Genomic DNA, 13278 nt, shown 5'->3' with positions numbered 1-13278 from the left:
TACTCTATGATAGATTGTTAAAGGTTTTAGAGAACCTACAAGTTGCTTGGCGACGATAGCAAATCGGCACCACCTGACTCCATTCCGAACTCAGAAGTGAAACGATTTAGCGCTGATGATAGTGTAGCATTCGCTATGTGAAAGTAAGACATTGCCAAGCATATTATATTCCACCTGAGCTTTTGCCATGTGACAAATTTGTTGGGAACGAATTTAATCAATGGAAGCATGACATTGACCATGTAATGGCGTAAGGTAGGATGCCTGAAGTTAAGTAACCTCAGTTCGGAATTACGGTTCATAAAACACTCAACCTTTTCTGCCCCACAATAGCGATAGGATCGATAACCCATGCAGCAAGGCATGCCATTAAATGTGTGCATGCATTTACAGGTGAGCGATGCCTTGTATGCCATAACATTAAACTATTTTTCAAATGATCAAATAGAGTTTCAATCATACCTCTATGCCGTAACAATTGCTTTTCCTGTGGAGTCCTAAATAGTTTTTTCATATTCTTTTTGAGCGTAGTAATTAATTTAAGCCCTTGCTCTGCAAGGCATTCTGCTTTGGCTTTGGATATATAACCACGATCGCCAAAAATCATCCCTTGAAGTTCCTTACACATATCCAACAATGGCGTCCTATCATCAGTGTTGCCACGAGTGACTCGAATACTAACAAGTTCACAAAGATTATTAACCACCAGATGCAATTTCAATCCAAAAAACCAACCTGTACTCGTTTTACTTTTACCTGCTAATCCCTCAAAAACCTTATGATTTTTCTCGCGTAAGTTATGACAAACTGGCAATTTTGTTGCATCAACATAATAAATACCTGTGCGCTCACCTTGATGATAAGTTAAAAAGTAAGACAACGGTAAGATCGCTTGGCTCATCAACTCTACAAAGCGATTATACGATGGCGCTTGAGGGAAATATTCATGCCAATAAACTTTGATAAACTCGTTGTAATATGTTTTGAAATTGCGATATTGAGTTATCTGAAACATAATAAGAATTGTCATAATTTCACTCACTGCTAACTGTTGCGCTTTGCCATATTTTCTGTTTCTATCCATGCCAATTTGTTTGAGTTTAAGTTGCTTTTCATAGATAATGCAAAAGTCGTCTATGCGGCAAAATGTTGAAATAAGTAGTTCTATCATGTTGATCTTGAGAAATTACCATAAGAATTACTTATTTTAACACCATAAAACCTCTTTAAATCAAGGGTTTTAATTCCGAACTCAGGTTAAGTAGAACATCATCAGGTTTTTTATTTAGAAAGGCACCTAAGGGTGCCTTTTTTGTTTCTATCACTTTAACTACAACTATACCGCTGTAAAATGGTTTATGGGCAGTATATCTAGCCTTTTGGCCATCGAGCGCATACAATAAACCAATCTGTTTTTCTGGAGGTTTTATGAAAAAGCAAACAACAGTTTTATTGATACTTGATGGTTGGGGTTATCGTGAAGAAAGTAAAGATAATGCCATTAATAATGCCAATAAACCCAATTGGGATAATATTTGGCAGCACTCCACACATACCTTGATAAATGCTTCAGGATTGATGGTTGGTTTACCGCAAGGACAAATGGGAAACTCGGAAGTTGGGCATATTAATATTGGTTCAGGGCGTATTGTTTACCAAGAGCTAACACGAATTGATGCGGCAATTAAAGATAAGAGTTTCTTTAATAACGACGTGCTAACCAACGCTGTTGATCAAGCTGTGAAAGGTGACAAAGCCGTGCATATTATGGGGCTTTTATCTCCTGGTGGTGTGCATTCTCATGAAGATCATATTATTGCTATGATTCAGCTGGCAGCCGGGCGAGGTGCTAAAAAAGTATTTGTTCACGCTTTTTTAGATGGTCGCGATATGCCGCCACGCTCAGCACAAGCGTCACTAGAAAAAGTTGATGCGTTACTAGCAAGGCTGGGTGTTGGCTATATTGCTAGTGTCAGTGGGCGCTATTATGCAATGGATCGTGATAATCGTTGGGAACGTGTTGAGAAAGCCTATGATGCGATGACAAATGCTACAGCAGAGTATACCGCTGATAGTGCTGAAGAAGCATTGCAGATGGCATATGCACGCAATGAGAATGATGAGTTTGTTAAGCCAACGATTATCAAAAAGCAAAACCGTGCCGTGACAATAGCCGATGGCGATAGCGTTATTTTTATGAACTTTCGTGCTGATCGTGCGCGCCAATTGTCACATGTGTTTACCGATAGTGCATTTTCTGGCTTTAAGCGTAAAGTGTCCCCTAAAGTGCATTTTGTTACCTTAACAAAATATGCCGATGATATTAAAGCACACGTTGCTTACGCGCCTGAGAAGCTCACCAATATATTAGGTCAAGTATTAGCAGATCATCATATGACGCAGTTGAGAATTGCAGAAACTGAGAAATATGCACACGTGACTTTTTTCTTTAATGGTGGTCAGGAAGCCCCGTTTGTTGGTGAAGATCGCATTTTGGTGCCATCACCAAAAGTTGCTACTTATGACTTACAGCCTGAAATGAGTGCTTATGAGGTGACGGATAAACTAGTTGACGCAATTCATGCACAAAAATATGATGTGATTATATGTAATTATGCCAACTCTGATATGGTTGGGCATACCGGCAAATATGATGCAGCTGTGAAAGCAATTGAAGCTTTAGATAAATGTCTTGGACGTGTTGCTGATGCTGTTCATACTATCAATGGTAATTTGTTTATTACCGCAGATCACGGTAATGCCGATCAGATGGTTGATCCTAAAACTGGCAAAATTCATACGGCACACACCACCAATCCTGTGCCTTTTATCTATCAAGGGAGTAAGAAAGCCTCTGTTGCTTTAACTGATGGTAAGTTATCCGATATTGCACCAACGATATTAGCAGTGATCGGGGTAAAACAGCCTAAAGAAATGACGGGCAAGTCTATTTTAAAGTTTGACTAAAAGTAAATGTGAGTAAAGCGTAAATGATTGATCCCAAATTATTAAGAAGTGATATTGAGGAAGTAGCTAGAGAGCTTTTAACGCGCGGTTATGTGCTTGATATTAATGCCTTTAATGCACTAGAAGAAGAGCGCCGTATCGTTCAGCAGAAAACCCAAGATTTGCAAGCTAAGCGTAATGTCGCTTCAAAGCAAATAGGTATGCTCAAAGCACAAAAGAAAGATGTCACTGACATTCTGGCGGAAGTTACTAATTTAGGTGATGAGCTTAAAGCGCTAGAAGACGAGCTAAAAGGCATTCAAGAGAAAATAACGGCGACTATTGCGAGCATGCCAAACTTGCCAGCGGATGATACTCCTGTGGGCAAAGATGAAAATGATAACCTTGAAATTAGACGCTGGGGCGAGCCTCGAGCATTTGATTTCGAAGTGAAGGATCATGTTGATTTAGGCGAGAAGATTGGTGGCATGGATTTCCAAACCGCATCTAAGTTAACAGGCAGTCGTTTTGTTGTGCTTAAGAAAGAAATAGCGCAATTACAACGTGCGTTGACACAGTTTATGATTGATCTGCATGTTAATGAGCATGGTTACAATGAAGTCTATGTGCCTTATCTTGTGAACAAGGAATCATTATTTGGCACAGGGCAATTACCGAAATTTTCAGAAGATCTTTTTAATATTCAAGCGCAATTTCCATTTAGTCTAATCCCGACGGCAGAAGTCCCTATTACCAATATCGTACGTGATGAAATTGTTGCAGCAGAAAAATTACCACTTAAGTTTGTCGGACATACACCATGCTTTCGTAGTGAGGCGGGGTCTTATGGGCGCGATACCCGCGGACTTATCCGTCAGCATCAATTTGAGAAAGTTGAAATGGTGCATATCGTAGCACCTGATGAAGGTTTAAATGCATTGGAAGAATTAACCTCGCATGCCGAAGCTGTGTTGCAAAAGCTGGAACTTCCTTATCGCGTACTAACATTATGCACGGGTGATATGGGCTTTTCAGCACGTAAAACCTATGATTTGGAGGTGTGGATTCCATCACAAAATACCTATCGTGAGATTTCATCATGTAGCTGGTGTGGTGATTTTCAAGCCAGACGTATGCAGGCGCGCTTTAAATCAAAAGATATGAATAAACCAGAGCTATTGCACACTTTAAATGGCTCAGGTTTAGCGGTTGGTAGAACGCTTGTTGCCGTATTAGAAAACTACCAGCAAAAAGATGGATCTATTGTAGTACCAAAAGTATTGCGTAAATATATGGGTGGCTTACATGTCATCAAAGCCTAACATGAAGTTTTGGACAGTCGATGCCTTTGCGCATAAGCCTTATGCGGGTAATCCCGCGGCTGTTATTTTAGTTGATGATTTTCCCGATGGTATGGCGTGTCAAAAGATTGCGGCAGAGATCAACTTATCAGAAACAGCTTTTGTAAAGCCCCTTTCTAAGGGGCGCTTTCATATTCGCTGGTTTACTCCTGCTGTCGAAGTGAAGCTATGTGGTCATGCAACATTAGCAGCTGCGCATGTACTAGATAAAAACGATTTATTTCATACGAATTCAATTGTCTTTCAGTCGCTAAGTGGTGAACTAACTGTCAGTAAGCATGAAGATAAATGTTATACCTTAAACTTTCCGCTACAAGAGACTCAGCAGATAGACAAATCTTCTTTTATAGTAAACTTTCCACAAGTAACATTGTGCGAAGTAGCACAGGCTTATGATGATATTATTGTTGAGCTTGAGAGTGATCAAGCAGTTAGATCATTTAAGCCTGATTTTAGTTTATTAACCCACATTGACTGCCGTGGTGTTATTATCACAGCCAAAGGTTCTGAATCATATGATTTTGTATCGCGCTTTTTTGGGCCACGAGTTGGTGTTAATGAGGATCCAGTGACGGGTTCGGCACATTGCAAATTGGCGCATTACTGGATGCAAAAGCTGAATAAAAAGCATTTCCAAGCCTATCAAGCATCATCTCGTGGTGGTGAAATTAACATTGAAGTAGATGATGATCGCGTACTATTAAGTGGTCAGGCTATATTGATGTCTGAAGGCTATTTACAGCATGCGCACAATATTTAGTTTGGGGGCTTTATTGAATCTGAATGTATGCATGCTACAATGCAAATACTTTACTTAAGAATGAATATCATTTTTAATATGAAAAATAATGTGGCAATCGTTTATTATAGTGGCTATGGTCATACTAAGAAAGTAGCAGAACACATTAGAATGGGTGTTAATGCTTCAAAACAAGTGCATGCGGTGCTTATTAGTGTTGATGAATTGCAAGATGTCGATGCGCTTAATGATTATGAAGCGATTGTTTTTGGAGCACCAACTTATATGGGCTCGGTACCTTATCAGTTTAAAAAGTTTATGGATGACGCGTCAAAAGTCTGGTTAAAAAAAGGCTGGAAAGACAAGCTTGCCGCAGGATTCACCAACTCAGGCTCTTTAAGTGGTGATAAGTTTAATGTATTAATGCAGTTATGTACCTTTGCTTGTCAACATGGCATGTTATGGCTGTCCTTAGGTGTTGATAATACCTCAGGACAAAATGAGCACAGTAGCGGCCATTTAGAAGCACTAAATCGGATGGGGGGATCTTTAGGACTCATGACACAATCAGAAAATGACTCGCCTGAAGTAACACCTCCAATTGGCGATAAAAAGACAGCTGAATTATTTGGGCGACGCATCGCAGAGTACGTGATTCGTTTGGCAAAAGGATAGTTATAAATCGTTCACGCCATCATTGTTCTTGTGTGGTTATAAGAGAGTTTTATAGAGGTGGTATTTAAAATTTAAATAGTTGTATTAGAACAAATTAGTATTAAAATCGTTCAATTTTTTTTACAAACATAAACAATTGATCTATTATGTAAAACAGGCATATCGCCTTGTTACTTTATTTTCCCCGCAACAGTAACACTGAAATCCTCATCATGATCATTATTGTATGGTCGTATTGATGAGATATTTAGTTAATGACAATTTTAAGAAAGGTGATTGTTATGTTGCGTGTAAAAAATTCTTATCAAAAAATTAAAACGGCACTTCTTGCAAAAAATATAACAAAGTGTCGTGATACTCAAATAGAAAACCCTAAATATGAATATCCATCGCTTTTGCAAGAGCTAGAGCCGCGGATGATGTTTGATGGCGCTGCTGTTGAGACGGTTGATTTAGCCGATGGGGTATCCGAGCAAGAGCAGATTTATGTACTAGATGCAATGAAGCAAAACGAAAATGCACATGCTACAAATAGTTTATTAGAAGCGATTGCAGCCAATGCCGAAGGTTTTCAAACCGACTATAGTCAATTCAAAGAAGTGGTTATTATCGATGCCAATGTCAAAGACCCTCATGTACTGATTAAAAGTATTTCAAGAGAGGCAGCAATTGAAATTATTTTACCCGAACAAGATGGGGTGGAGGCGATTGCTAAGATTTTAGAGAAATATCAAGACCTAGATGCGGTACATATTATTAGCCATGGTGATCAGGCAAAGCTTGAGCTAGGCAGTGTTAGTTTAACGGATAATACTTTGACGGATTATCACAATGATCTGCAGCAGTGGGGGCAGGCATTAACCGATAAAGGTGATATTTTATTCTATGGCTGTGATGTTGCCAAAGGTGACAAAGGACAAGCTTTTGTTGATGAGTTAAAAGCCTTAACCTCAGCGGATATTGCCGCCTCTACGGATACGACGGGTGCCGATGCGTTAGGAGGGGACAGTATATTGGAGATGGCAGAAAATGTTGATGTTGATGAAGTTGTTAGCTTTGATAGATATCAATCAATCTTAGAGGCACCTGAGATAGTTTCCACGGCAGGTGGTGATGGTTATCAACAAATTGATAGTATAACAGGATCTGGGTTTTCTCCATCTGTTGGAGGTATATCCACAAGCTTAGATGGACAAGTGATGGCTGTGTCAAAAGCCTATGCATCAGTTAAGACAGTAGAGATTTATCAAAGAAATGGTAATAACTGGGAATTGATGGGAAGTCCAATCAGTGGCAGCAATGGAAACGTAAGCTTAAGTGCTGATGGTCAAACCATTGCAATCTCAACTGATTCTGCGAGTAAAGTATATTATTGGAATGGTGCACAGTGGCTACAAAAAGGTAATAATTTAGATGCGCTTAGAGCACCTCTAGGGTTTCAACAGATTGCTTTAGCTGAAGATGGGGAAATGCTTATACTTACCAACTCGTCCTATCAAACGAGAGTTTATAAATATAATCAGGCAAACTCTCTATGGGAGCAAATGGGAGCCAACTTGGCCAATGGTAGTGAAGGTCATGTTGATATAGCACTTCTAAATGGTGCGGGAGATCATGAAGCCGTCAGAGTGATGCGCTCTACAGGTTCTACAGTCATAACCTATATTTGGAATGTATCAACAGGGCAATGGAATAGTGACTCTTATATTCAAGGAACCTCAACTTATGGGATTAATAATCACTCTGTAAGAAGTATAGATTTAAGTGATGACGGCACGACATTAGTTTTTGGGAAATCTGATGCTAATTATTATAATGGAAGTGTACAGACGTATCAATATAATGGGACAAGCTGGGAGGTTTCAGCGCCACCTATTATCGCCGTGAATAATGAAATATTCTCTAATAATAGCACGCAAGGATCTGCTTATGGTTACGGTGTGAGATTAAGCGCAGATGCTAAGACGCTAGTGGTTGCTGCAAATTGGGCAAGAAGTGATGATGGTAATGCTCGACAAAGGGCAGGAGGTGTTCAGATATTAAAATATATAGACGGTGCTTGGCAGGAGCAGTCTAAGCTTTTTGAAGAGACGGCTGCTACTAATGCTGCTTATGGATCCGGTATTGCATTGACTGCAGACGCTTCACTTTTATTTGTGGCACAACCGGGGGTTGGTTCCAATGCCTATACTACAGATGAGATATTTGTTTACGAATCTGTTGCTCTATCAAGTCAATTTATCTATACCGAAGATGATGGCGAAGTTGTCATTGATGATCAAATCCAATTATCTGATGTTGATAGTTCTGTACTACAAAGTGCAAAAATTCAAATCACACAAAATTACCAAAATGGTGAAGATGTTTTAGATTTCACCACAATTGGTAATATCACGGGCAGTTTTGATACCACTCAGGGTATATTGCTATTAAGCGGTGAAGATACAGTTGAAAACTATCAAGCAGCACTACGCACTGTTATTTACCAAAACACTTCACAGAATCCAGCAGAGCTTCAGCGTTATATCCAGTTCACGGTGAACGATGGTGTTGATGAGTCAAACTTTATTCGAGCGATTATTGATGTTGTCTCTGTGAATGATGCACCAGAGATTACTCTGCCAAATACTGCGATTACGAATGAAGATAGTCCTCTTGTTTTTAGTTCTGCTAATAGTAATGCAATTGTAGTAAATGACCTCGAAGGGGGATTTGACAATATTGTATTGAATGTAAGTCATGGTACGCTTACTGTGATGCTCTCAGGGTCTGCTACGATTAGTGCGGGAAATAATAATAGCCAAACATTAACACTTTCTGGAACTCAAGCTGATGTCAATGCAACCTTAGATGGATTGGTTTATACACCAGATGAAAATTATTTTGGTAGCGATACCTTACAGATAACTTCAAAGGATACTGAAAATCTAACAAATATACAAACACTTGATATATCGATTAATAGTGTTAATGACATACCTAGTTTGACGAGCGTGCCTGAGCTCTTAACTGTAGAAGGTGTCGTGGCAGGTGATTATTTTGGCAGCGCATTAGATATCTCTAGTGATGGTAACACCATGGTGATTGCAGCTCCTGGTGACAACGGTAATATTGGCGCATTGTATGTCAGAACCTATGGTTATAACGGTTGGGAAGTTGCAAAAATTAGCAATCCTGATGGGACCCAAGTTGATTTTGCCAATAACAATAATGTTAGAATCTCAGGCGATGGGCATACCATTGTTGTCGGTGCGCAATCAGATGATGTTGCAGATAATAATGCCGGAGCGATATATATATTTACTTTCGATGGTACAACGTGGAGTACTGGTGAAAAAATAGTAGCGCCATCACCTGCGGCAGATGCGCAGTTTGGCAAAAAAGTCTATATATCTGATGATGGTCAGCGCTTGTTAGTTGTTGATAAGATCAATGATGGTACAGCGCATGTATACCATTATGAAAATAATGCGTGGACGTATAAAGCAAATTTTCAGGTTGCAATTACGCCCGATGGTGATAGTGAAGCGGCTGTCTATCAGCTATCAGGTGATGGCAAACATATTGTCGCTGCCAATAAAGATGAAAATCTTGTTAAAGTCTATAGCTATGATGAAGTCAATGGTTGGAGCGGAGCCGATGAGGTAACTATTACTGTACCTACAGATGCGAATATTTTTGGCTTATCTGTTGATATTACTGATAACGGCAATCGTCTTGTTGTCGGAGGCATTGATAATACAAGCACTAATGTGGTGTATATTTTTGATTTTGATAACAACAGTTGGGTATTAAACACTAGATTTAGTAGTGATGAGATCGGGATAGATAAAGGTTTTGCTTATAATGCTGATCTTCATGAACTAGATACATTGCGTTTATCAGGAGATGGTACGGTCTTGCTGGTTGGTGAACAGGCGGCAGGTAATAGTGGTGCGGTCTATATATTTAAAGAAACAGCAGGCAATTGGTCTCAGCTGGAAAAAATAGTGGATGACGTAAACTTCACTGGTTCATTGTTGGGAACGTCACTCGCGCTTTCAGCAAATGGGCAAGACATGCTAATGTCTTCTTTCCAAAGCATTGAGAAAGTGGTGTACTATACACCATCACAAGTGGGGGCTTCCTTAAAAACACTTTTTGTACAAGAGAATGTGCCGACTTTGTTAAACTCAGCCACAACAACATTAGTGCTCGATGACGTTGAAGGTAATTTTGATGGTGGCAGTGTTGTGGTTACAGGTTCAAATTTATTGGTGGAGGATAAACTAGCGGTCGAAGACCAAGGCAATGGAGTGGGGCAAATTGGCTTTGATGGTAGTAGTGTGAGTTACCAAGGAGTAATAATCGGTGTGATAGACAGTACTGATAATGGGCAATCAGGTAATAATCTGAGAATTAATCTATCTGCTAATGCCAACGCAGCATCGGTTAATGCATTAGTAAATGCGCTCCAATATGAAAATACATCAAACACGCCAGATACAACAGCGCGTCATGTCGATATTGTCGTTATTGATGATGCCGGCGCAAATTCAGCGACGTTGGATCTTGATATTAATATTACTGCGGTGAATGATGCGCCAATAATTACTTTGCCTGTAGCGCAAGTGGTTAATGAGGATACTGAGTTGGCAATTGCTGGAATCAGTGTGAGCGATCCTGAGACCACTGTGTCATCAGTTACACTTAGCGTTAATGATGGTATTTTGAATATGACCTTGCCAACGGGTGTTAATGTTATTTCGGGAGAAAATGGTACATCAATGATTGAAATAAGTGGTACTCAGGTAGATTTAAATATTGCTTTAGCCACATTAGCATATCAGGGAAATGAGCATTTTAATGGAACAGATACATTGATGATTAGTGCTAAGGATAGTGATGAATTAATACAGCAAGAAACCTTGGAAATTACAGTAAATCCAGTCAATGACGCACCGACGATTTCAGCGCCAACAACCGTGAAGGTTAAAGAAAATCTATCTGTTTTATTTAATGCAGCGCATGGGCTTATTGATGTTAATGATGTTGATCTGACAGGCAGCGAGACTATTCAGGTGAATTTGAGTGTTAGTCAAGGTATATTAACCTTAACACAAACGGTAGGACTAAGCTTTGTCAATGGTACAACCAATCAAAGTGCAAATATAACGATTGAAGGCGCCTTAAATGACATCAATGCAGCATTACAGCTATTGGAGTATCAGGTAAATACTGGCTTTGTTGGTGAGGATACTCTACAAATTAATGTGGATGATTTAGGTAATATTGGTGGCGGTTCCCTGACTGAACAACATACTATTACCCTTGTAGTAGAAGCTGTGGCTGATGTATCGATTGTTAAAGTGCTACCTTATGATAATGGCGATAATAATAATTCAATCACCTTAATGGTGAAAAATGCAGCCACGATTGCAACAGGGGCCCAGTTGATTGCCAATATTAATGAAAATAACCCAAATGGCACAGTTGTTGCTGAGTTTGATGGTAATAATTGGTTTGGGCAAAATGGTATTAATGTCAATACGATGTCTGATTTAGTCCATGAGTCAGGTAATGTCTATACTACTATTATTGTCTCACAGCAAAGCAATTGGCTTGAAAATGGCACAAATGGTTTAGCATTGGTCAGTGGTGATCAGCTGCTAGAGTTTATAAGCTACAATGGTAACGTAACCTTTGAACATGCCAATAATACCTACTTGTCTATAGATATAGGGGTGACTGCTAATAATGAAGACAGCTCACTCAACAAAGAATTTAATGGTGATTGGCAGCGCCATAGTGAAAGTTCTGTGCAGGTGAGTGAGGCTTATTTGCCAGCAGGCTTTGGTGGTGATACCTCTGGAGAGTATGCCGCAGCGCTAGCAAATCCTCAGGCTGCAACAGCATTTATCTCGATGTTTCAGTATGCACCAACGAGTGTCGATGAATTTGTAAGCATCACGGTCAAGCAAGAGAGTAACCTTAATGGCTATCAGTTACAAATCAACAATGTTACTGTGTTAGAAAATAGTAATGGTGCTTGGAGTTCACCAACAGCCAATAATGTTATTGCTGTTGAATATGCCAATGATGGCTATGCGGTGATTTCTGTCAGTGCAGCTGATTTACTCAATAATAGTGCGGATCAAATCGTTTTAGTAGATAGTAATGGCAACCCTGTAGACTATATTAGTTATGGTAAAGCATTTGATCAAAACTTTAATGGTGTGGAGTACTCATCTGTCATCGTTGCTGAAAAGTCTAGTGCAGACTACGCTTTCATCCGTCGGGCAGATAACACCTTTGCACCGATGTTTGATTTAGATAACGCTTCTGGAGACGTTTCTAGTGACTATCGCAATTATTTATCCTTGGATTTAATTTACCCACAGGTAGCGACTGAGTATAGAAACTCAGGTGTGTTAATTAGTAAGGTGGTTTATGATAACAGTGGAGTGGATGATAAAGAATATATCGAAGTTTTTTATCGTGATAATGGTGTTGCCGAAGGCACACAGTTATTGGCAAATATCAATCCTGTGACAGGCAATAATGGTGAGGTTATTGCGACGTTTACTAATGGCGTATGGGAAAGTGCAAGTGGATTTGGTATTTTGAACAGTAGCAGCCAAGGTGGCTATAATGCCATTGCATTTGATGGCGCTAATGATTGGCTAAGTAATGAGCCTAGTGCAATGGCACTAGTGGATAGCGATGGTAATGCAATAGAATTTATTTCATTTGAAGGGCAATTTTCTCGTGACTTTAACGGTACGACTTATGTTTCTAAAGCGATAGAGAACTATCAGCAAGATAACGATAGTGCAATGAAACGTCAGTTTGATGATACTTGGGTAAGTTATGCTAAGAGCGATTTCTATAGCAGTGCAGCCGTGCTTGAGCTGATTAACAACTTGCCACAAGGACAAGACAAAACGATCGAGATAGTTGAAGACAATAGCTATATTTTAGATGAAGCAGACTTTGGTTATAGCGATGCTGAAGGGAGCCCTTTTGCTAGTGTTAAAATCACATCATTACCCGTTTTGGGGGACTTAACCTTAGATGGTAATGTTGTCAATGTTGATCAAATTATTGTGGTTGCTGACATTGTTGCCGGTAAACTCGTATTTACACCAGTAGAAGATGGCGCAGGTGAGAGTTATACCAGCTTTGCATTTACAGTTAGTGATGGCACAGTTGAGTCAGCCTTAGCCAATGTCATTACTTTTGATATATCGGAGGTTAATGATGCGCCTGTTATTAATGTACCGCAAGCACAAAGTGTCAATGAAGATAGTCCGCTTGTCTTTAGTGTGGATAACAATAATGCGATTAGTCTTGTTGATGTTGATGCGAATAATCTCGAGGTGATACTTTCTGTCACCAATGGTGTACTTAATCTGGCGCAAACAGCTGGGTTGAATATCATCTCAGGAAACAACAATAGTGCGAGTATGACTTTTAGCGGTAATATTGCGGATGTATAGTAGTTCCAAAATAAATCCAATTTAAGTAAACTATTGACTATATTAGTGTTTGGATTATGGAATGGATGTCATATAGTTT

6 protein-coding genes and 1 rRNA gene are annotated in these 13278 nt (G+C 39.5%); 6 read left to right on the top strand and 1 reads right to left on the bottom strand.

The window, feature by feature from the left end; genetic code table 11:
* The first annotated feature begins 45 nt into the window (after positions 1 to 45).
* Positions 46 to 160 (top strand): 5S ribosomal RNA (rrf, locus tag DNK85_RS10785).
* 138 nt (positions 161 to 298) lie between these two features.
* Here rrf and DNK85_RS10780 read toward each other — a convergent pair.
* Positions 299 to 1171, bottom strand: coding sequence for an IS982 family transposase (locus tag DNK85_RS10780; protein ID WP_119329567.1), 873 nt, complete (start codon positions 1169 to 1171; stop codon positions 299 to 301).
* Between the two features lie 257 nt (positions 1172 to 1428).
* On the opposite strand from DNK85_RS10780, the gene gpmI reads away from it, so the two are divergent.
* The 5 genes from gpmI (at position 1429) to DNK85_RS10755 (ending at position 13199) form a co-directional block, all read left to right on the top strand.
* The gene (gene gpmI, locus DNK85_RS10775) at positions 1429 to 2967 is read left to right on the top strand and encodes a 2,3-bisphosphoglycerate-independent phosphoglycerate mutase (RefSeq protein ID WP_119329566.1); all 1539 of its coding nucleotides are present in this window, start codon (positions 1429 to 1431) and stop codon (positions 2965 to 2967) included.
* Between the two features lie 23 nt (positions 2968 to 2990).
* Positions 2991 to 4268 (top strand): serine--tRNA ligase, encoded by a 1278-nt coding sequence (gene serS, locus DNK85_RS10770; RefSeq protein ID WP_119329565.1) that lies wholly within the window; start codon positions 2991 to 2993, stop codon positions 4266 to 4268.
* On the top strand, positions 4252 to 5067 hold the full coding sequence (locus DNK85_RS10765) for a PhzF family phenazine biosynthesis protein (RefSeq protein WP_119329564.1): 816 nt from the start codon (positions 4252 to 4254) through the stop codon (positions 5065 to 5067). The genes serS and DNK85_RS10765 overlap by 17 nt, the downstream gene beginning before the upstream one ends.
* A gap of 39 nt (positions 5068 to 5106) precedes the next feature.
* On the top strand, positions 5107 to 5721 hold the full coding sequence (locus tag DNK85_RS10760) for a flavodoxin family protein (RefSeq protein WP_235842430.1): 615 nt from the start codon (positions 5107 to 5109) through the stop codon (positions 5719 to 5721).
* Positions 5722 to 6002: 281 nt separating this feature from the next.
* Entirely contained in the window at positions 6003 to 13199 is a 7197-nt protein-coding gene (locus tag DNK85_RS10755) for a DUF4347 domain-containing protein (protein WP_162896692.1), read from the top strand.
* The last annotated feature ends 79 nt before the right edge of the window (positions 13200 to 13278 follow it).

It is taken from the genome of Cysteiniphilum halobium (genome assembly GCF_003574425.1).
Classification (GTDB): Bacteria; Pseudomonadota; Gammaproteobacteria; order Francisellales; family Francisellaceae; genus Caedibacter; species Caedibacter halobius.
Note: the sequence above shows the minus strand (reverse complement) of the source record. Positions and strands in the feature narration are given on the sequence as shown.